The organism is Amycolatopsis sp. NPDC104819, from assembly GCF_055583145.1.
The window spans coordinates 930,763-950,661 of the sequence record NZ_JBVJON010000001.1; the positions used below are offsets into that span (position 1 = coordinate 930,763).

At 70.0% G+C, this 19,899-nt stretch carries 18 protein-coding genes; 16 read left to right on the plus strand and 2 right to left on the minus strand.

Features of this window, described 5'->3' with window-relative positions; all coding sequences use genetic code 11:
• The first annotated feature begins 147 nt into the window (after window positions 1–147).
• Genes ACZ63E_RS04750 through ACZ63E_RS04770 form a run of 5 tightly spaced genes read left to right on the plus strand, consistent with a single transcriptional unit; the run spans window position 148 to window position 6,068 of the window.
• Window positions 148–585 (plus strand): hypothetical protein, encoded by a 438-nt coding sequence (locus ACZ63E_RS04750; RefSeq protein ID WP_465301649.1) that lies wholly within the window; start codon window positions 148–150, stop codon window positions 583–585.
• 32 nt (window positions 586–617) lie between these two features.
• Window positions 618–2,237, plus strand: a complete 1,620-nt coding sequence (boxC, locus tag ACZ63E_RS04755) for a 2,3-epoxybenzoyl-CoA dihydrolase (RefSeq protein ID WP_465334287.1) — start codon at window positions 618–620, stop codon at window positions 2,235–2,237.
• 5 nt (window positions 2,238–2,242) lie between these two features.
• Window positions 2,243–3,664 (plus strand): benzoyl-CoA 2,3-epoxidase subunit BoxB, encoded by a 1,422-nt coding sequence (boxB, locus tag ACZ63E_RS04760; protein WP_465334289.1) that lies wholly within the window; start codon window positions 2,243–2,245, stop codon window positions 3,662–3,664.
• Window positions 3,665–3,672: 8 nt separating this feature from the next.
• Entirely contained in the window at window positions 3,673–5,217 is a 1,545-nt protein-coding gene (locus ACZ63E_RS04765) for a benzoate-CoA ligase family protein (protein ID WP_465334290.1), read from the plus strand.
• Entirely contained in the window at window positions 5,214–6,068 is an 855-nt protein-coding gene (locus tag ACZ63E_RS04770; RefSeq protein ID WP_465334291.1) for an amidohydrolase family protein, read from the plus strand. The genes ACZ63E_RS04765 and ACZ63E_RS04770 overlap by 4 nt, the downstream gene beginning before the upstream one ends.
• A gap of 300 nt (window positions 6,069–6,368) precedes the next feature.
• Here ACZ63E_RS04770 and ACZ63E_RS04775 read toward each other — a convergent pair whose 3' ends face one another.
• Window positions 6,369–6,824 carry a MarR family winged helix-turn-helix transcriptional regulator gene (locus tag ACZ63E_RS04775; RefSeq protein ID WP_465334292.1) on the minus strand — a complete coding sequence of 152 codons (456 nt, stop codon included), beginning with the start codon at window positions 6,822–6,824 and terminating at the stop codon, window positions 6,369–6,371.
• Window positions 6,825–6,904: 80 nt separating this feature from the next.
• Between ACZ63E_RS04775 and ACZ63E_RS04780 the strand changes: the two genes are divergently transcribed.
• Genes ACZ63E_RS04780 through ACZ63E_RS04795 form a run of 4 tightly spaced genes read left to right on the plus strand, consistent with a single transcriptional unit; the run spans window position 6,905 to window position 10,138 of the window.
• A complete protein-coding gene (locus ACZ63E_RS04780; protein WP_465334294.1) occupies window positions 6,905–7,870 on the plus strand; it encodes a ring-cleaving dioxygenase in 966 nt (321 codons plus the stop codon).
• Entirely contained in the window at window positions 7,867–8,469 is a 603-nt protein-coding gene (locus tag ACZ63E_RS04785; protein ID WP_465334296.1) for an alpha/beta hydrolase, read from the plus strand. Before ACZ63E_RS04780 ends, ACZ63E_RS04785 begins: the two co-directional genes overlap by 4 nt.
• Before the next feature lie 42 nt (window positions 8,470–8,511).
• Entirely contained in the window at window positions 8,512–9,651 is a 1,140-nt protein-coding gene (locus tag ACZ63E_RS04790) for a dipeptidase (protein ID WP_465334297.1), read from the plus strand.
• A gap of 46 nt (window positions 9,652–9,697) precedes the next feature.
• Window positions 9,698–10,138, plus strand: coding sequence for a LapA family protein (locus tag ACZ63E_RS04795; RefSeq protein ID WP_465334298.1), 441 nt, complete (start codon window positions 9,698–9,700; stop codon window positions 10,136–10,138).
• 62 nt (window positions 10,139–10,200) lie between these two features.
• On the opposite strand, the gene ACZ63E_RS04800 is transcribed toward ACZ63E_RS04795, so the two are convergent.
• Entirely contained in the window at window positions 10,201–11,022 is an 822-nt protein-coding gene (locus tag ACZ63E_RS04800; protein WP_465334299.1) for a maleylpyruvate isomerase family mycothiol-dependent enzyme, read from the minus strand.
• A 72-nt stretch (window positions 11,023–11,094) separates the two neighbouring features.
• Between ACZ63E_RS04800 and ACZ63E_RS04805 the strand changes: the two genes are divergently transcribed.
• The 7 genes from ACZ63E_RS04805 to thpD all read left to right on the plus strand — a co-directional run bounded on the left by ACZ63E_RS04805 (window position 11,095) and on the right by thpD (window position 19,727).
• Window positions 11,095–11,886 carry an Abi-alpha family protein gene (locus ACZ63E_RS04805; protein ID WP_465334301.1) on the plus strand — a complete coding sequence of 264 codons (792 nt, stop codon included), beginning with the start codon at window positions 11,095–11,097 and terminating at the stop codon, window positions 11,884–11,886.
• Window positions 11,887–11,889: 3 nt separating this feature from the next.
• Complete coding sequence (locus ACZ63E_RS04810; RefSeq protein ID WP_465334303.1) at window positions 11,890–13,125, plus strand: DUF445 domain-containing protein; 1,236 nt, start codon at window positions 11,890–11,892, stop codon at window positions 13,123–13,125.
• Window positions 13,126–13,251: 126 nt separating this feature from the next.
• A complete protein-coding gene (locus ACZ63E_RS04815) occupies window positions 13,252–16,380 on the plus strand; it encodes a patatin-like protein (RefSeq protein WP_465334305.1) in 3,129 nt (1,042 codons plus the stop codon).
• A 230-nt stretch (window positions 16,381–16,610) separates the two neighbouring features.
• Entirely contained in the window at window positions 16,611–17,123 is a 513-nt protein-coding gene (ectA, locus tag ACZ63E_RS04820) for a diaminobutyrate acetyltransferase (RefSeq protein WP_465334307.1), read from the plus strand.
• A gap of 15 nt (window positions 17,124–17,138) precedes the next feature.
• Window positions 17,139–18,392, plus strand: a complete 1,254-nt coding sequence (ectB, locus tag ACZ63E_RS04825; RefSeq protein ID WP_465334308.1) for a diaminobutyrate--2-oxoglutarate transaminase — start codon at window positions 17,139–17,141, stop codon at window positions 18,390–18,392.
• A 13-nt stretch (window positions 18,393–18,405) separates the two neighbouring features.
• Complete coding sequence (locus ACZ63E_RS04830) at window positions 18,406–18,792, plus strand: ectoine synthase (protein ID WP_465301683.1); 387 nt, start codon at window positions 18,406–18,408, stop codon at window positions 18,790–18,792.
• A gap of 32 nt (window positions 18,793–18,824) precedes the next feature.
• A complete protein-coding gene (gene thpD, locus ACZ63E_RS04835; RefSeq protein WP_465334310.1) occupies window positions 18,825–19,727 on the plus strand; it encodes an ectoine hydroxylase in 903 nt (300 codons plus the stop codon).
• Window positions 19,728–19,899 lie beyond the last annotated feature (172 nt).

Here is a 19,899-nt window from a genome sequence, read left to right on the forward strand (position 1 = left end):
CCGTCCCCCCCCCCCCCCCCCCCCCCCCCCCCCCCCCCCCCCCCCCCCCCCCCCCCCCCGCCCCCCCCCCCCGCCGGGCTTCCACGGGAAAGCCCGGCGCGGTACCGTCGCTAGAGCGATCTATCAAATCGGCTTAGGGGGCCCGTGATGGACGTTCTGCACGAGAAGGGTCTGACGCCGCTTCGCGTGATCCTCGGCTTCTCGCTGCTCTCGACCACGCTGCACTACGCGCACAACGTCATCCGGGCGGCGGACTACCCGCAGATCCCGGGGATCTCCGTGCTCGCCGCGCAGGTCGTGGTCGCGTTCGGCTGGGTGCTGTTCACGGTGTTCGGCTGGTTCGGCTACCGCGCCTACGAGCGCGGCCGGTATCCGCGCGCGTTGGTGTTCCTGCTGGTCTACTCGCTGTCCGGGCTGGCCAGCGCGGGCCACTTCCTGGTCGGCGTGCCGCAGGTCCCGGCGTTCTGGTTCGCGACGATCTTCACCGACTCGGCGGCAGCCCTGGCCCTGTGGGTGTTCGTAACCTGGGCGTGGGCGGTGCTCAACCGGGTGACCTTGCGAGATCAAGTTTCTACACAACATTGACGTTCGCAGAAATCATGTAGACAATCGAGCGGGTGACCACCACCACACCGGTGACCTTCGAGCGCCGTCCCGACGAGTACCGCCACTGGCGTCTCCACGTCGACGGGGAGGTGGCGTGGCTGGAGCTGGACGTCGACGAGCAGGGCGGGCTCGTCCCCGGCTACGAGCTCAAGCTCAACTCCTACGACCTCGGGGTCGACATCGAGCTGTACGACGCCACCCAGCGGCTGCGGTTCGAGCACCCCGAGGTCCGCGTGGTGGTGGTGACCAGCGCGAAGGACAAGGTCTTCTGCGCGGGCGCGAACATCCGGATGCTCGCCGCGTCCGAGCACCACTGGAAGGTGAACTTCTGCAAGTTCACCAACGAGACGCGCAACGGCATGGAGGACGCGACCGAGCACTCCGGCCAGACCTACGTCGCCGCGGTGAACGGCGCCTGCGCCGGCGGTGGGTACGAAATCGCGCTGGCCTGCGAAAAGATCCTCCTGATCGACGACAACTCCTCGACCGTCGCGCTGCCGGAGGTGCCGCTGCTCGGCGTGCTGCCCGGCACCGGCGGCCTGACGCGGGTCGTCGACAAGCGGCGCGTGCGCAAGGACCTCGCCGACGTCTTCGCGACGCGCCCCGACGGCGTCAAGGGCAAGACCGCCGTCGACTGGCGGCTGGTCGACGAGCTGGTGCCCCGCCAGGGCTTCCGCGACGCCGTGGCGAAGCGGGCCCGCGAGATCGCGCGCGAGTCCGACCGGACCGGTGAGGGCGGCATCGAGCTGACCCCGCTCGAACATCGCTTTGTCGACACCGAAGTGGTCAAGGACCAGGTCACCATCACCATCAAGGGCCCCGAGAACGACCCCGGCGACCTGCGCGAAGAGGGCGCGGACGGCTGGTTCCTCGCGATGACCCGCGAGCTGGACGACACGATCCTTCGGCTGCGCACCAACGAGGTCGAGGCGGGAACCTGGATCCTGCGCACGCAGGGCGACCCGGAGAAGGTGTCCGCGCACGAGCAGGCCGTCCTCGGCACGAAGGACTGGCTGGCCAACGAGATCACGCACTACTTCAAGCGCGTGCTCAAACGCCTCGACGTCACCAGCCGCAGCCTGATCGCCCTGATCGAGCCGGGCAGCTGCTTCACCGGCGCGCTGCTGGAGATCGCGCTGGCCGCGGACCGCCAGTACATCCTCGACGGGCCGCCGATCGACGACGAAGACAGCGACGCGCGGGCCTCGATCCGGCTCACCGACGCCAACTTCGGCGCGTTCCCGATGGGCAACGGCCTGACCCGTCTGCAGACGCGTTTCTACGGCGACGACGACCACCTCGCCTGGCTCGCGCGCGAGAAGAACCGCGACCTCACCCCCGCCGAAGCCGTCGAACTCGGCCTCGTCACCGACGCGCCGGACGACCTCGACTGGGAGGACGAGATCCGGATCGCCCTGGAGGGCCGGGCGTCCCTGTCGCCGGACGCCCTCACCGGCATGGAGGCCAACCACCGGTTCGTCGGCCCGGAGACCATCGAGACCAAGATCTTCGGCCGGCTGGCGGCTTGGCAGAACTGGATTTTCACCCGGCCGAACGCATCCGGCCCGGAAGGCGCGCTGCGCCGATACGGTACTGGTCAGAAGGCCGTCTTCGACAGGAAGCGGGTCTAGCGCTCATGCCCGAGAAGATCGACTACGACGCCAAGATCCCCAACAACGTCAACCTCTCCGAAGACCGGCGGCTGCAACGCGCGCTCGAAGGCTGGCAGCCGAAGTTCATGCACTGGTGGGGCGAGATGGGCCCGACGCTGGAGACCCAGGGGGTCTACCTGCGCACCGCCGTCAGCGTGGGCCGCGAGGGCTGGGCGCACTTCGACCACGTCAACGTGCCCGACTACCGCTGGGGCATCTTCCTCGCCGAGCGCGACCCCGACCGGCGGATCGCCTTCGGCGAGCACCAGGGCGAGCCGGTCTGGCAGCAGGTGCCCGGCGAGTACCGCGCCGACCTGCAGCGGCTGATCGTGATCCAGGGCGACACCGAACCGGCGTCGGTCGAGCAGCAGAAGCTCCTCGGGCTCACCGCGCCCAGCCTCTACGACCTGCGGAACCTGTTCCAGGTCAACGTCGAAGAGGGCCGGCACCTGTGGGCGATGGTGTACCTGCTGCACGCCTACTTCGGCCGCGAAGGCCGTGACGAGGCCGAAGGGTTGCTGCTGCGCAACTCCGGCAGCCCGGACGCGCCCCGCATCCTCGGCGCGTTCAACGAGGAGACCGCCGACTGGCTGGCGTTCTACATGTTCACCTACTTCACCGACCGCGACGGGAAGTACCAGCTCGGCACGCTCAAGGAGTCCTCCTTCGACCCGCTCTCGCGCACCTGCGAGTTCATGCTGAAGGAGGAGGCGCACCACATGATGGTCGGCACCACCGGCGTCGACCGCGTGGTGACCCGCAGCGCCGAGCTGATCCGCGAGCACGACACGCTCGACATCGCCGCGCACGGCGGGATCCCGCTGGACCTCATCCAGCGCTACATCAACTTCCACTACACGGTGTCCCTGGACCTGTTCGGCAGCGAGACCTCGACGAACGCGGCGAACTACTACACCGCCGGGCTCAAGGGCCGCTGGCAGGAGGGCCGCCGCAAGGACGACCACAAGCTCACCGGGGACGCCCGCACGCTGGAGAAGCCGGGCGGCGACGGCACGTGGACGTCCGAGGAGATGCAGGCGATCCTGTTGCTGAACCTCGATCTCCGCAGCGAGTACGTGGCCGACTGCCAGACCGGCGTGAAGCGCTGGAACAAGATCCTCTCCGACGCCGGCATCGACTTCACGTTCCGGTTGCCGCACCCTGGATTCAACCGGGAAGTCGGCATAAACTCCGGCCACCACGTCACTCCCGACGGCACCATCGTCGACGAGCCGACCTGGCAGGCCGCCAAACACAAGTGGCTGCCCACGACCGAGGACCTCACGTTCGTCCGCTCGCTGATGCGTCCGGTGTACGAGCGGGGGAAGATCGCGAGCTGGGTGGCGCCGCCGCGGCAGGGCATCAACGGGAAGCCCTTCGACTACGAGTACGTGTACCTCACGTAGGAGGTCTGGTGGCGACAGGGTTCAATGCCGCGGAGTACCTGCTTTCGGCCGGGGATCCGGACGCGACCGCGGTCGTGTCGCCCCGCCGGTCGCTCACCTACGCCGAGCTCACGGCCGAGTCGCGGCGCGTCGCCGCGGGGTTCACCGAGCTCGGCGTGCGGCCCGAAGAGCGGGTCATGTTCTGCATGGTCGACGACGTCGAGCTGCTGACCGGCATCCTCGGCGCGATGCTGGCCGGCGCCGTCGCGGTGCCGGTGTCGACGATGGTCACCGGGCTCGAGCTGGGCCGGATGCTGGCCGACTCGCGGGCGCGCGTGCTGTGCGTGTCCGGCGAGTTCGCCGAGCAGGCGGTGACGGCGCTCGGGCTGGCTCCGGAGGTCACCGACGTCCTGCTCGACCGCGCCGAGGCGACCGGGTTCCCCGTCCGGACGCACGAATGGTCGTCGCTGACCGGGTCGTTCCGAAGTGGACGGACGTGGGAGGACTCGCCCGCGTTGTGGCTGTACACGTCCGGGACGACCGGACAGCCCAAGGGTGCGATGCACCGCCACGCGAGCATCCGCGCGGTCTGCGAGACGTACGCGCGAGGTGTCCTCGCGACGACACCGGCCGACCGGTTCCTGTCCGTGCCGAAGCTGTTCTTCGCTTACGGGCTGGGGAATTCGTGCTTCTTCCCGCTCGGCGCGGGCGGCACAGCGCTGCTGGAGCCTTCGCGTCCGACACCCGCGTTGTTCGCCCGGCGCGCTCGGGAGGAGCAGCCGTCACTGTTCTTCGCCGTGCCGACGTTCTACGCGGCGCTGCTCGCCAGCGACGTCCCGGACGACTCGTTTTCCTCGGTGCGGCACGCGGTTTCGGCCGGCGAGCCGCTGCCGGCGTCGTTGTTCGAGCGCTTCCGCGCCCGCTTCGGCCTGGAGATCCTCGACGGCATCGGCTCCACCGAGGCGTTGCACATCTTCCTCTCGAACCGGCCCGGCCTGGTGCGGCCGGGCACCACCGGCGTCGCGGTGCCGGGGTACTCCCTGGAGATCCGCGACGAGACGGGCGCGGTGGTCGACGCCGTCGGCAAGGCGGGGGAGCTGTTCGTTTCCGGGCCGTCGACGGCGACCGGGTACTGGGCCCGCTACGACGCGACGAAACTCGTGTTCCAGGGTGAGTGGCTGCGGACCGGCGACAGCTACGTCCGCAACGAGGACGGCACGTTCACCTGCCTGGGCCGGTTCGGGGACATGCTGAAAGCGGGCGGGATCTGGGTGTCACCGTCCGAAGTGGAGGAACGGCTGCGCCAGCACCCGGCGGTGGCCGAGGTCGCGGTGGTCGCCGCGCCGGACGCCGACGGTCTCGACAAGCCCGTGGCGTGCGTGGTGGCCGCTCCCGGAGTTACCGTGGACTCGGAAGAGCTGATCGAGTTCTGCCGCGAAGGCCTCGCGGCGTTCAAGCGTCCCCGAGGGGTGGTCGAACTGGCCGAGCTGCCGAAGACGGCGACGGGCAAGATCCGCCGGAACGTGATCCGCGACCTGGTCCGCGACTCGCTGCGGGTGGTGCCCAGCCCGTGATCGACGGGCACTTCGTGGTCGACGCGCACGTCCACACCCCGCGGCTGCCGACGCTCAAGCCGGCGTGGCTGCAGTGGGCGCACGACTTCGCGGGGGCGTACCCGTGGCGGTCGGTGTACTCGGACGACGGTGCGGTGATCCCGTCGGCGATGGACGAGCTGATGGAGTCCGAAGGCGTCGACCGGGTGCTGCTGTTCTGCGAGTACAGCCCGCGGGCGACCGGAATTCAGCCGATCGAGGACAACCTGCCGCTGGTCTCGCACAACCCGGCGCGGTTCAAGCTGGTGGCGAACGTCAACCCGTACCTGCACCACCCGCCCGCGTCCGAGGTCGCCCGGCAGCTGGACCTCGGCGCGGTGGCGCTGAAGATCCACCCGGTGCACGGCGCGTTCTCCCCGGCGGACAAGGAGCTGTACCCGGTCTACGCGTTGTGCGCCGAGCGCGGTGTCCCAGTGATCCTCCACTCGGGAACGTCGAGCTTTCCCGGGTCCCGCACCAGTTTCGGCAATCCCGAGCTGCTGTCCGATGTGGTCGAAGACTTCCCGTCCCTGCAGTTCGTGTTCGCGCACGGCGGCCGCGGCTGGTGGTATGACGTCGCGGCGTTCCTGGCGCTGGCCCGGGAGAACGTGTGGCTGGATCTCGCCGGGCTGCCGCCGAAGAAGCTGCCGGAGTACTACCAGCGGTTCGATCTGGCGCGACTGGCGGGGAAGTTCGTGTTCGGGACGGACTGGCCCGGGGTGCCGTCGGTGGCGGCGAACGTCCGGGCTTTGATGGGGCTCGGGTGGCCGGAAGACGTGTTGAGCGGGGTGCTGTCGGGGAACGCGGTCAAGCTGATGCCGTCCTTGGTATGACACGGGGGCGCCGGTGAAGGCGCCCCCGCGCCCCCAAGGTGGTCAGCCGCGCACTTCGTGCAGGCAGAGGACGTTGCGCTCGGTGCCCAGCTCGGCGATGTGGTCGACCGTCTTCAGCCCTTCGACGTCGAAGTCCTGGAACCGCACTCCGCGGCCTTCCAGCGCCGAGACCTCGGCCGGGAGGTCGCCGACCTCGAAGCTCAGGGCCGTTGTTCTCGCTCTGGGCGCCGGCCGGCATCACGCGCAGGCCGATCGCGCCCGCGCCCGCGGCGAAGTAGAGGGTTCCGTCTTCGCCCTTTTTCACTCGTCGCCGTTGAACGCGCGGAGTGTGCGCATGGCTTCCGCCAGTGCCTGCGCGTCGTCGCCCAGCGGGGTCAGCACGATCCGGCGCAGGATCTCCGCGGCCGCCTCGCGGGCCTTGTTCGCCATCTCCAGGCCGTGGTCGGTCAGCGACGCGAACGTGACGCGGCGGTCGTCGGGGCTCGGGACGCGGCAGATCAGGTCGGCCGCCACCAGGCGGTCGGCCACCTTCGTGAAACCGCCGCTGGACAGCGCGGCCTCCGTCGCCAGCCGGGTCATCGGCATCCGGTGCTCGGGCGAGCGGACCAGCCGCAGCAGGATGTCGAACGACGCGGGCGCGAGCCCGAGGCGGTCCGCGATCTCGCCCATCAGCTTGTCCTGGGTGGCCAGGTATCCCTCGATGACCAGGCCCCACCAGGTGACGATCTCGTCGTCGTCGGTCTTGGGATCCACCACGCCAGCCTACCGGAAAGTCTGTTCGGAATATATCTTGCGCGCGAGAGGTTCTGCGGTTACCTTGGTCTGAGGAGGCAACCATGTCGATCAAGACGTCCGGCCTGCACCACGTGACCGCCATCGGCGGCGACCCTCAGCGCAACGCCGACTTCTACCTGCGCACCCTCGGCCTGCGGCTGGTGAAGACCACCGTGAACTTCGACGATCCCGGCACCTACCACCTCTACTACGGCGACAGCTCGGGCAAGCCCGGCTCGCTGATGACCTTCTTCCCCTGGCCCGACGCGCCGAGCGGCCGCCTCGGCACCGGCCAGGCGACGACCACGTCGTTCTCCGTCCCCGAGGCGTCCATCGGCTGGTGGAAGCAGCACCTGGCCGCGCAGAAGATCGAGACCGGCGAGGTCCGCAACGCCGACAGCGAGGACACGCTCACCTTCCGCGACCCGGACGGCCTCCAGCTCGCGCTCGTCGCCCACCCGCAGGGTGACCCGCGCGACCCGTGGGACACCGAGCTGGTGCCGGCCGAGCACGCCATCCGCGGCCTGCACTCCGTGACGCTCTCGGTCACCAAGGAAGACGCCACCGCGGGCATGCTCACCGACGGCCTCGGCCTCAGCTTCGCCACCCAGGAAAGCAACCGGCTGCGGTTCACCGCCGGCGAAGGCGGGCCCGGCGCGCTGGTCGACGTCCTCGTGACGCCGGACGCGCCGCGCGGGCTGGTCGCCGCGGGCACCGTGCACCACGTCGCCTGGCGCGCGCCGGACGAGCAGACCCAGAAGGCCTGGCGCGAGGAGCTCGTCGACAAGGGTGTGAACGTGACGTCCATTTTGGACCGGCAGTACTTCCGGTCGATCTACTTCCGCGAGCCGGGCGGCACGCTCCTGGAGGTCGCGACCGACGAGCCAGGCTTCGCGATCGACGAGCCACTGCTGGAGCTGGGCCGCGCGCTCAAGCTGCCGCCGTGGCTGGAGCCGCGTCGCGACGAGATCCAGCACATGCTCCCCGCGCTGAACCTCCCCGCCGAGAACAACCCGGAGCTGTCATGAAGCTGGAGCACAAGTACACCGAAGGCGCTCCGGACGCGCCGGTGCTGCTCCTGCTGCACGGCACCGGCGGCAGCCCGGACGACCTGCTCGGCCTGGCGCGCGAGCTGAGCCCGGACGCCGCGGTGCTGGCCCCGGCCGGCCCGGTGTCGGAGTACGGCGCCGCGCGCTGGTTCCGGCGGCTCGCCGAGGGCGTCTTCGACCACGAGGACGTCGTCGTGCGCGCGAACCAGCTCGCGGACTTCGTGCTCGAAGCCCGCGAGGAGTACGGCTTCGGCGACCGGCGGCTGGTCGCCGTCGGCTTCTCGAACGGCGCCAACATCGCCGCCGCGGTGGCGCTGCTGCGCCCGGAGGTCGTGCGCGAAGCCGCTCTCTTCGCGTCGATGTCGCCCGTGCCGCAGCCGCCCGACCTGGATCTCTCCGCGTCGCGGGTCTTCCTGGCCAACGGCGAACACGACCCGATGGCGCCCCTGGCGTCCACCGAGGAGCTGATCGGCCTGCTGCGCGAACGCGGTGCCGACGTCGTCACGCATCGTCACCCGGGCGGGCACCAGATCACGCTCGACGGCGTGCGCGCGGCGGCGAAGTGGATCAAGCCCTAGCGTTTGTACGGAGCGTATATCGGCTCGCCCTACGATCGGGCGATGACTAACGAGGCACTGCAGCGTGCTACCCAACTGCTGGACTCGGCCATCCTCGCCGACGGGCACAACGACCTGCCGTGGGAGCTGCGGCAGCACGGCGGCCCCAACCCGGTCGAGGCCGCCGCGTCGCTCGACCTGACCGTCCGGCAGCCGGCCCTGCACACCGACTTCCCGAAGCTCGCCGACGGGAAGCTCGGCATGCAGTTCTGGTCGGTGTACGTGCCTTGCCAGTTCGAGGGCCACAGCGCGGTGACGGCGGTGCTGGAGCAGATCGAGGTCGTCTACCAGCTGGCCGAGCGCTACCCCGACCGGCTCCGGCTGGTCGACACCGCGGACGAGGCCGAGGCCGCGTTCGCCGACGGCCGGATCGCGTCGCTGCTGGGCGCCGAGGGCGGGCACAGCATCGCCGAGTCGCTCGGGGTGCTGCGGATCCTGCGCCGCCTCGGCGTCCGGTACATGACGCTGACGCACAACTTCAACACCACCTGGGCCGACTCGGGCACCGACGAACCGGAGCACAACGGGCTCACCGAGTTCGGCCGCGACGTCGTGCGCGAGATGAACAAGATCGGGATGATGGTCGACCTCTCGCACGTCGCGCCGTCGACGATGCGGGCGGCGATCGAGGTCAGCTCGGTGCCGGTGATCTTCAGCCACTCCTCCTGCCTCGCGGTGAACGACCACCCGCGCAACATCCCCGACGACGTCCTCGCGCTGCTGCCCGGCAACGGCGGTGTCGCGATGACGACGTTCGTGCCCGCGTTCATCTCGCCGAAGGTCAGCGCGTGGGACCAGGAGCTGAAGGCCGCGATGACGGCCGCCGGCAAGGAGTACCGGAACCTCGCCCAGCGCGGCGAGTTCGCGAAGGAGTGGGACGGCCCGGCCAAGCCGAAGGCCACCGTCGAGGACGTCGTCGCGCACGTCGAGCACGCCCGTGAGGTCGCCGGGATCGACCACATCGGCCTCGGCGGCGACTACGACGGCGTCGGCGCGCTGCCGGAGGGGCTGGAGGACACGTCCAAGTACCCGGTGTTGTTCGCGGCGCTGCTCGAGCGGGGCTGGAGTGAGGACGACTGCGCGAAGCTGGCCGGGAAGAACACGCTGCGCGTCCTCCGGGAGGTCGACGGCTTCGCCCGTTAGGGGGTTTGACGCGGCGGTCCCCGCGCGCCGGGCGGACACTGAGTCCATGACGCACGCGCGCGGGGGCGCGGCCGACCGCCCCACCGGCCCCACAGACCACGACCTGCCCGGAACCGACGTGCCGGAGGGCGCGCTGGAACCCGCGGAGCTGCGCGCCGGCGACGTGCGTCCCGGCCCGGAAGAGGTGGCGCCGGTGCGCCCGGCGCCCGCCCGGCCCGCCCCGGCTGCCAGGAGCCGGACCCGGACCCGGCCGACGCGGATCAGCGGCACCTGGGTCGCCGTGATCGCCGGTCTGCTCGTGCTCGTCGTGCTGCTGATCTTCATCCTGCAGAACCTGGACTCGGTGACGGTTCACTTCTTCGGCGCCGACGGCAGTCTGCCGCTCGCCATCGCGATGCTGTTCTCCGCGATCGGCGGCGCGGTGCTGGTCGCGCTCATCGGCGGCGCCCGCATCCTGCAGCTGCGGAAGCAGGCACGCCGGCGCTAAGGCGTAGCTTTCACGTGAAAGCTACGCCCCCAGGTGGGAGCTTTCACGTGAAAGCTCACACCTCAGACGATGATCGACGTCATTCCCAGCACGCGCGCGCAAACGTTTTCGTCGCCTGAAGTCTTCACCCGGCCGAGGTCGGCCGCGTTCCGGGTGCACAGCCGCCAGAACGTGTCCAGGTCCGTCGCCACGGTGGCCAGCGGGGTGCGGGACGGCGGCGCGCCGCGGTCGAGGACCCAGCCGTCGCGCTCGCGGCGGGCGTGCCACTTGCCGGCGCCGGTGACGGTGTAACCGACCTGCTTGCCGACGCGCGCTTCGACGTCGCGCAGGGTGTGCGGCAGCGCGCGGACGAACGTGTCGGCGATCGGCTCGGCGTACTCCGCCTCCAGCGGCGTGTGCTCCAGCGCCTCGCGGAGCTGCACGTGGTGGACCCAGAACTCCGAATAGTCGCGGGCCGCGTCGAGCCAGCGCGGCGCGGGCTCGTCCCCGGCCCAGCTGACCGGCTCGCCCAGGACGTCGAGGTCGAGCTTGGCCCAGTACTCGGTCGTCTGGCCCATGAACTCGTACATCATCGTGAGCAGGACGTCGGTCGAGAGCCGGCGGCAGGCGACGACCCATTCGTCGTTGATCCGGTTGATGAAGTGCGGGACGGACTCACCCGGACGGGGGGCATCCGACGTGTGACCGTCGCGGCCGCGGGACAGCCGGCCGACCTTGTCCCCCAGCAGGTGAGCGGCGATGTCCTTGACCGTCCAGCCGGCGCACATCGTCGGACGCGTCCAGTCTTCGTCGGTCAGCGCGCCGAGCAGCGTCATCAGGGCTTGTTCTTCCTTCGAGAAGAACGGGAGGACGTCGATCGGCGGGCCCCAGCGCGTCGGACTCATGTGGGCATCCAAACACCTCCATTCGGCCTACCCACAGGTAGCATCAGCCCGTAAGCAGAGGGGAGTCCGCCCGTGAACGCAGAGCGACCGAACGGCCGGGGCACCGGCGACGAGGTGGCCGACCTGGCCCGCCGCGCCGGCCAGCTGGCCGGCTGGGCCGCACGCACCGGCTTCGAGTTCACCCGCCGGCTGCCCGGGGTGGAGACGGCCGAACGCGGCGTGCGGCAGGTCGAGCGCCAGCTGCTGGCCGAGCTGCGCCGCCGGCTCGACGAGGTCGACGACCCCTACCACGCGGCGCTCACCGCGGCGTCCGCGATGAACCGCCCGGCGGTGCCCGGAAAGGTCGAAGCGACCGTCACGCTCGTGCCGGCCCGCGACAACCGCGGTGAGCCGCTGCGCGCCGCGATGGCCGAGCTGCTCAACCACTCCATCGGCTTCGGGCGGGACCGCGCCCGCGAGTACTTCTACGCGATCATCCTGCGCCAGCTGACGCCCGACGAGGCCCGCATCCTGTCGGCGCTGTCCGACGGCTCGCCGTTCCCCGCGCTCGACGTCACCGAGCGCACCGGCCTCGGCGGCAGCGGCCGTGTGGTGCTGCGCAACGCTTCCACCGTCGGCAAGGCGGCCGGGGTGTCGCTGCCCGACCAGGTGCCCGGCTACGTCACGCGGCTGATCGGGCTCGGCCTCGTGGACCTCGACGAAGAGGTGCCGGCCCTGGAGACGCAGTACGAGATCCTGATGACCGACGAGACCGTGCGCGACGCCGAGAAGCACGTCAAACGGGCCAAGTTCGTCAAACGCACGATCCACGTCTCGCGCCTCGGCGCGGAGTTCTGGCAGGCCTGCGACCCGAGCCTCGGTTAGCGGATGGGGTCGTTCCTCGCCGGCATCGTCGCCGACTTCGCCCAGCACTGGCCCCTCTACGTCTCGATCCCGGTCGTCGCCGCGCTGATCGGCTACGGCACCAAGCTCGTCGCGATCCGGATGATGTTCCAGCCGGTGGAGTTCCTTGGGGTCAAGCCGTTCCTCGGCTGGCAGGGCATCGTCCCCAAGCGCGCCGCGCGGATGGCGAGCATCGCCTGCGACACGATGACCGAGCAGCTGATCAAGCCGGCCGAGGTCGTCGCGCGGCTGGACGCTTCCCGCATCGCCCAGGAGATCGAGAAACCGCTGCTCGCGGGTGTCGAGGACATCGTCCGCGAGGTGGCAGGGCACTACCAGCCGGGGCTCTGGGAGTCGCTGCCGGTGCGGGTGCAGCGGCTGGTGATCGAGCGCGTCCAGCACGAGTCGCCGCGGATGGTCGCCGCCGTGCTCGACCTGATCAAGTCCGATGTGGACAGTGTGTTCGACCTCAAGGGCATGGTGGTCACCAGCCTGGTCAAGGACAAGCGCCTGCTGAACCGGATCTTCCAGGAGGCGGGCGCCCAGGAGTTCAAGTTCATCGCGCGGTCCGGCCTCGTGTTCGGCGGCGCGATCGGCGTGATCCAGATGGTGGCCTGGATCCTCTTCAAGTTCCCGCTGATCATGCCGCTGTTCGGCCTGTTCACCGGCTGGTTCACCGACTGGCTGGCGCTGCGGATGATCTTCTACCCGATCGAGCCGCGCAAGTACTTCGGCGTCACGTGGCAAGGGTTGTTCCTCAAGCGCCGCAAAGAAGTCGCGGAAGCGTACGGCGAGCTGATCGCGAAGGAGATCATCACGCCGCACAACGTCATCGAGGCGATCCTGCACGGCCCGCTGTCCGACCGGGTGCTCGCGCTGATCCAGCGTCAGCTGGACGAGGAGCTCGGCAGTGTCGCCCGGCCGCTGGTGGTGTTCGCGGTGGGCAGCCGGAAGTACCAGGACATGAAGCTGGCGATCGCGTCGCAGATCATGAGCCGCCTGCCGGAGACGATGCGGTACATCGAGGACTACGCGACCGACGCGATGGACATCCGCAACGTGCTGGTGTCCAAGATGAAGGAGCTGTCCCCGCGCGAGTTCGAGCGCCTGCTGCGCCCGGCGTTCGAGCAGGACGAATGGATCCTGATCGCGACGGGCGCGGTGCTGGGCTTCGCGGTCGGTGAAGCGCAGGTCCTGCTGCTGGAGCACCTCGCGGCCTGACCCCGGTGAACACCTGACGGCCGTGCGGGCGAGCAAGTCCACCCGAACGGCCGTACACCTGTACGTATCCCCGGGCTTACCTTGCGCCTCTACTCTGCGACGGACGACTACCGGGCGGGGGAGCCCATGGCTGAGACGACGGAACCGCGCGCGGACGCGCTGCCCCGGCAGGAGATCCGGCTCGCGATGACCATGGTCGGCGGGGCCAGCCTCGCCGTCTGGATGGGCGGGGTCGCCGCCGAGACGTCGCTGCTGCTGCGCGAAGCCCGGGACGGCGCGCCCGCCGGGCTCTACCGGAAGCTGACCGGGCTGCTCCGGGCGGACCTCTCCGTCGACGTCCTGACCGGGACGAGCGCCGGCGGGATCAACGCCGCCTGCCTCGGGCTCGCCGAAGCCTTCGGGGCCACCCCCGAAATCCTGCGCGACACCTGGATCTCGACCGGCTCGCTGGACAACCTGACCCGTGACCCCGCCGAGCCCGAGCCGCGGTCGTTGCTGGACGGCGACCGGGTGCTGCTCGACGGCGTCCTGGGTGCGCTCGAGCAGATCGTGCGCAGCGGGCAGCCGTCCGCCGCGGGCGCCGCCGATCTCACCGTGCTGCTCACCGGGACCATGATCGACGGCGAGAGCACCCGCTACGAAGACGCGCTGGGCAACCTGGTCCGGGACACCGAGCACCGCATGCTCTTCCGGTTCCACGGCGACCAGTGGCGCACGCCGAAGGTGGTCGGGCCGCTCGCCGTCGCCGCGCGGTCCACCGCCTCCTACCCCGGCGCGTTCGAGCTGTCGCGGGTGCCGATCGGCGCGGACCGGACGGACCCGGCGCACCCGGACATGAGCCCGTACACCGCCCTCACCCGCTCGCACTGGGTCACCGACGGCGGGGTGCTGCTCAACAAGCCGCTTCGCCCGGCGCTGCAAGAGATCTTCGCCCGGCCGGCCGCGGCCGACGTCCGGCGGCTGCTGCTCTACGTCGTGCCCACCGGGGAACGGGAAGCCGAGGTGCACCCCTGCGATCCCGGGGACTTCCCGTTGCTGACCAACACGATGGGCAAGGTCGTCGCCGCGGTGATGAGCCAGTCCATCAGCTCCGAGCTCGAAGAGCTTTCCCGGCACAACGCCGGCGTGACGCGGACCCGGGACACCCGGGTCATCCTGGCCGGCCTCGGGATGCGCGGTGGCGCCGAGTCGCTGATCGACCCGCGGCTCTCCCGAGCCTACCTCGAGCGGCGGACGGCCGGGGACGCGGCCGAGCTGGTCGAGCTCGCCGCCCGGCGGTACGCGCAGTCCCGTGTGGACAGTCCGGAACTGCAGTGGTTCACGGGAAAGTCGGAGTCCCTGCGGCAGACGGCTGCGGCCGGGCTGGCGCACGAGGTCCCGCCCGACCCGCCGGCGCCCCGGATGTCGTCGGCGGCGCTCGTCCCGTACCGCACTTCGGCGCTCGCCGACGCCGTCGCCACCGGGCTGCAGCTGATCAACGCGGGCTTCCGCCTCGGCCCGGAAGCGGCCGACGCGGCGGTCCTCAACCAGGCCCGTGCCGGGCTGCACAGCGCGCGGGTGGCCTCGGCGCGCGGGGAGAAGCTCGACCAGTGGGTCATGGCGCAGGCGGCGCCGGAACCGGCCGAAACCCTCGCGACGTGGGTCGGCAAGCTGGCCCTGGACTGGGCGGCGCTCGGGAAGACCAACGGCCTCGCCGACGCCTGGTCCGCCGTCGTCTCGGAGCTGCGCACCACGGCGCCCGCGTTGCGGCGCCTGGTCGAGTCGAGACCGGGTGAAGGCGACGAGGTGGCGACACTGCTGGACTGGCTCGCGCTCGACAGCGACCCCGACGACGACGTCGTGCGCGCCCGGCTGCTCGCGCTGCACGTCGCCGGGCGCGGGCTGCTGGCGGAGGCGCCCGCGGTCGACCAGCGGGCCGATCTCGTGCAGGTGAGCGCCGACTCGCGGACGTTGCTCGACATGGAGCGGCGGCGCTCGTGGGACAAGCTGACCGGCATGCAGGCGGGCTACTTCGGCGCGTTCTACAAGGCGTCCTGGCGCGCCAACGACTGGATGTGGGGCCGGATCGACGGCGCCGGCTGGCTCATGCAGGTGCTCCTCGACCCGGCCCGGCTGCGGAACCTCCGGGACCTCGCCGGGCACGACGCGTTCCGCGACGAGGTGAAGGCCACCTTCGAGGAGATCGGCTGGTGTCCCCCGCGCGAGGCGGACAACCTCGAGAAGACGGACGTCGACGTGCTGAAGTGCCAGCTCGACCAGGAGCTCGCCTTCCTGGGGCTCAACTCCCGGTTGGAGCCGATCGATGGGCCCGCCGCCGCGGCGCCCCCGAGCATGCCGGTGACCGCGCTCGTGCTCGCCCGGGCGCGGCAGCTGGAGATCGCCCGGACCGAGCTGCCGGTCGTGTGCCGCCACGCGGAGGACGACGTCGTCAAGGCGAAGGGCAGCGACAAGAAGTCCAAGGTCTTCCGCGGGCTGGCCCGGCCGGAGCTGCCCCTGGAAGGCGCCGATCAGACGCAGCAGACCTTCCAGGCGTGCACCGTCTCCGCCGAGCGGATTTCGGACGAGCGGGGCACGCCCCTGCTGGTCAAGACCATGATCAAGCTGGCCGCGGCCGGGGTGAACGCGGCGGCCGCGACGGTGCCGCCGTCAACGCCGAAGGCCGCCAAGTCGGTGGTCACCGCCGTCCGGGCCACCGCGCGCAGCACCTGGCGGATCACCAAGGGCTCGATGGCGCTCAAGACGCCGGGAACGATCGTCGCCGCGGCGCTGGCCCTGATCGCGGGCCTGCTGATGGGCGGCAACAGCAGCGCGGTCGTGGGGCTCATCGGCCTGCCCGTGCTGGCCGGCGCGGTGGTCTTCGTGGTGGTCAACGTGCTGCTGATGTCGAAGAAGTCGCCGCTCGGCTGGCTCTACCTGCTTGGCCTGCTGGCCCTGCTCGGACTCCTGCTGGCCCCCTTCCTGCCCGTGCTCGCGAAGCCCTTCTTCGGCTGGCTGGGCTCGGTGGTCGCCGGCTGGGGGCGGGGTGACGCGCCGGTCTGGTGGGTCGTGTTCGTGGTCGTCCTGCTGCTGCCGTGGGTCGTGCCGCCGCTGGGTGCGCTGTGGCGGCGGGCCCGCCGCGGCGACCGGCAGGCGGCGCCGGCGGCCGGGAAACCGGCCGAACCGGTGGCGGCCACCGAGCCGGTCGTGCTGGCGACGCCGGCCGCCGCGCCCGCGGCTCCGGCGACCCCGGAACCGGCCACCGAACGCTCACCCTGAGCAACTCGTCCGGCCCGTCGCCTTGCGATCACCGGCGATGAGGTTCATGGTGCGGGGGTGGGTCGCGAGCCACGAGTTCGCGGCCTAGACGCGCGTCTTGCCCCGGCACCGTCCACTTCAAACATGGTTGTGGGACTCCTCACCGGGTACTCCGCGTCGCCCCAGGTCATCGTGGGGGTCGTGAGCTGCGTCGCTGGCAGCTCGAAAATTCTCTGTTACGTTTCCTGAGTATGTCCGTAACGCACTTGATCGAATCGCCGACCAAGGCGGACGGCGCGCAGCTGTGGCGAATCGCGCGTGATTCCGCCAAGCTTGATCTCAACTCGCCGTACGCATACATGCTGTGGTGCCGCGATTTCGCCGAGACATCGGTGGTCGCGCGCGAAGACGGCGAGGCGGTCGGATTCGTGACCGGTTACCGCCGGCCGGCCGAGCCCGACGTGGGGTTCGTCTGGCAGGTCGCGGTCGACGCGTCCCAGCGCGGGAAGGGCCTGGCAGGGAAGCTGCTCGACGCCCTGTACGACCGCCTGGTCGACGCGGGCGTGCGTTACCTCGAGACCACCATCACCCCGGACAACGAAGCGTCCATCCGGCTGTTCACCTCCTTCGCCAAACGCTGGGAGGCGGCGGTGGAAACCACGGTGCTGTTCGACGGCGCCGATTTCCCTGGCGACGGTGAGCACCTGCCGGAAGAGCTTTACCGCATCGGTCCGCTCACAGCACGCAAAGATCCGGGCGAGTAGGAGAAAAGAAACGTCATGAGCATCTTCGAAGAGCTCGAATCCGAGGTCCGCAGCTACAGCCGTGGCTGGCCCGTCGTGTTCGACCGCGCCCAGGGCAGCCACCTCTACGACGAGAACGGCAAGGCCTACCTGGACTTCTTCGCGGGAGCCGGCGCGCTCAACTACGGGCACAACAACCCGCGGCTGAAGCAGGCGCTGATCGACTACATCCAGCGTGACGGCGTCACACACGCGCTGGACATGTTCACCGTGGCCAAGCGCGACTTCCTGCAGACCTTCCGCGACAAGATCCTCGACCCGCGCGACCTGAACTACAAGGTCGTGTTCCCGGGTCCGGGTGGCGCCAACGCCGTCGAGGCGGCGTTGAAGCTGGCGCGCAAGGTGACCGGCAAGGAATCGGTCATCAACTTCACCAACGCCTTCCACGGCATGACGCTCGGCGCGTTGTCGGTCACCGGCAACTCGATGAAGCGCGGCGCCGCGGGCATCCCGCTGGTGCACGCCACGCCGATGCCGTACGACGCGTACTTCGACGGCGCGATGCCGGACTTCCTGTACTTCGAGAAGCTTCTCGAAGACTCCGGCAGCGGGCTCAACGAGCCGGCCGCGGTCATCGTCGAAGGCGTCCAGGGCGAGGGCGGCATCAACGCCGCGCGCCTGGAGTGGCTGAAGGGTCTCGACGACCTCTGCAAGCGCCACAACATCCTGCTGATCCTCGACGACGTCCAGATGGGCTGCGGCCGCACCGGCCCGTTCTTCAGCTTCGAGGACGCCGGGATCAAGCCGGACATGATCTGTCTGTCGAAGTCCATCAGCGGTTACGGCATCCCGATGGCGCTCACGCTGATCAAGCCGGAGCTCGACGTCTGGGAGCCGGGTGAGCACAACGGCACCTTCCGCGGCATCAGCCCGGCGTTCGTCACCGCGACCGAGGCGATCAACGCCTACTGGAGCGACGACGAGCTCGAGAAGTCGACCCTGGCCAACGGCGAACGCATCGCCGCCGCGTTCTCCGGCATCGTCGAGGCCTACCCGGACGCGAACCTCGTCGCCAAGGGCCGCGGCCTGGCGCGCGGCCTCGAGTTCGAGAACGGTGACCTGGCCGGCCGGGTCTGCGCGGAAGCGTTCGCGCGCGGCCTGCTCATGGAAACCTCCGGCCCCGACGGCGAAGTCATGAAGCTGCTGCCGCCGCTGACCCTGACCGACGACGAGCTGACCCAGGGCCTGTCGATCATCGACGAGTCCATCAAGGCCGTCCTGAAGAAGTAGAGGAGCCACGCCCGTGCTCGTTCGCACACTCGACGAGATCACCGACACCGACGCCGACATCAAGACCGAGAACTGGCGCAGCAAGCGGATCATCCTCGCCAAGGAGGGCGTCGGCTTCTCGGTGCACGAGACCACGCTGTACGCGGGGACGGTCAACGACTTCTGGTACGCGAACCACATCGAGGCGGTGTTCATCACCTCCGGCGAGGGCGAGATCGAAGACCTCGCCACCGGTGAGGTGCACCAGCTCAAGCCGGGGACGCTGTACCTGCTCAACGACCACGACAAGCACCAGGTCCGGCCGAAGACCGAGATCAAGTGCGTCTGCGTGTTCAACCCCCCGGTGACCGGGCGCGAGGTCCACGACGAGAACGGCGTGTACCCGCTCGTCACCGAGTGACACCCGCAGCGAGGAAACAGGAGGCGAAGCCCGTGACTCTCGCGGACACCCGGGTCGACGACGGTTACCCGACCCGGATCACCGGTACGCCGGCGCACCTGCCGCGCGTGCACCCCACGGTGTGGGGTACCGAAGCCGACGGCCCGATCGACGGCGCGACGCTGGCGAACCACGAGACCAACGGCTACACCGTGGTCGACGACCTGCTCTCGGTGGGCGAGGTCCAGGCGTACTGGCAGGAGCTGGTGCGGCTGTCCTCCGACCGCGAGCTCGCCCGCGACGAGCGGGTGATCACCGAGGCGAAGACCGGTGAGGTCCGGTCGATCTTCGACGTCCACGTGCTCTCGGACCTGATCTCGGAACTGGTGCTCGACCCGCGCGTGCTGGACCGGGCGCGTCAGCTGCTCGGTTCGGACGTCTACGTGCACCAGAGCCGCGTCAACTACATGCCGGGGTTCAAGGGCACCGGGTTCTACTGGCACTCGGACTTCGAGACCTGGCACGCGGAGGACGGCATGCCGGCCCCGCGCGCGGTCAGCTGCTCCATCGCGCTGACGGACAACTACCCGTTCAACGGCGGCCTGATGATCATGCCGGGCTCGCACCGGACGTTCGTCCAGTGCGCCGGGGAGACGCCGGACGAGAACTACAAGGCCTCGCTCAAGGACCAGCGGGTGGGCGTGCCCAACGAGGACGACATCACGAAGATGGCGGCCGAGTACGGCATCGACCAGTTCACCGGCCAGGCCGGCTCGGCCCTGTGGTTCGACTCGAACATCATGCACGGCTCCGGCAACAACATCACGCCGTACCCGCGCTCGAACATCTTCCTGGTGTTCAACAGCGTGGAAAACGCCCTGGAGCAGCCGTACGCGGCCAGCGCCCCGCGGCCCGCGTTCATCGCCGGCCGCGATTCGACCCCGATCTCGCGCTAGCTTCACAGCCCGGCGGTGACTGATCCGGTGCGCTTTGTTACCGTGTCGCCACCGCGCGGGCGTGTGGCCCGCGCGACAGACGTCTTCGCGGACGATCGGCGGGTGCTTCGCTCGGGGTGAGCTCACCCGCCCGGTCGCCTGTGAAGACGACGGGTGGACCGCGCCCCCTGGC

Excerpts from the sequence above, each read along its gene's own strand:
- ACZ63E_RS04750 (WP_465301649.1), top strand. The coding sequence starts at position 148 with ATGGACGTTCTGCACGAGAAGGGTCTGACGCCGCTTCGCGTGATCCTC.
- ACZ63E_RS04795 (WP_465334298.1), top strand. The coding sequence starts at position 9,698 with ATGACGCACGCGCGCGGGGGCGCGGCCGACCGCCCCACCGGCCCCACA.
- ACZ63E_RS04810 (WP_465334303.1), top strand. The coding sequence starts at position 11,890 with ATGGGGTCGTTCCTCGCCGGCATCGTCGCCGACTTCGCCCAGCACTGG.
- ACZ63E_RS04790 (WP_465334297.1), top strand. The coding sequence starts at position 8,512 with ATGACTAACGAGGCACTGCAGCGTGCTACCCAACTGCTGGACTCGGCC.
- ectA (WP_465334307.1), top strand. The coding sequence starts at position 16,611 with ATGTCCGTAACGCACTTGATCGAATCGCCGACCAAGGCGGACGGCGCG.
- ACZ63E_RS04785 (WP_465334296.1), top strand. The coding sequence starts at position 7,867 with ATGAAGCTGGAGCACAAGTACACCGAAGGCGCTCCGGACGCGCCGGTG.
- ACZ63E_RS04800 (WP_465334299.1), bottom strand. The coding sequence starts at position 11,022 with ATGAGTCCGACGCGCTGGGGCCCGCCGATCGACGTCCTCCCGTTCTTC.
- ectB (WP_465334308.1), top strand. The coding sequence starts at position 17,139 with ATGAGCATCTTCGAAGAGCTCGAATCCGAGGTCCGCAGCTACAGCCGT.
- boxB (WP_465334289.1), top strand. The coding sequence starts at position 2,243 with ATGCCCGAGAAGATCGACTACGACGCCAAGATCCCCAACAACGTCAAC.
- ACZ63E_RS04780 (WP_465334294.1), top strand. The coding sequence starts at position 6,905 with ATGTCGATCAAGACGTCCGGCCTGCACCACGTGACCGCCATCGGCGGC.
- ACZ63E_RS04815 (WP_465334305.1), top strand. The coding sequence starts at position 13,252 with ATGGCTGAGACGACGGAACCGCGCGCGGACGCGCTGCCCCGGCAGGAG.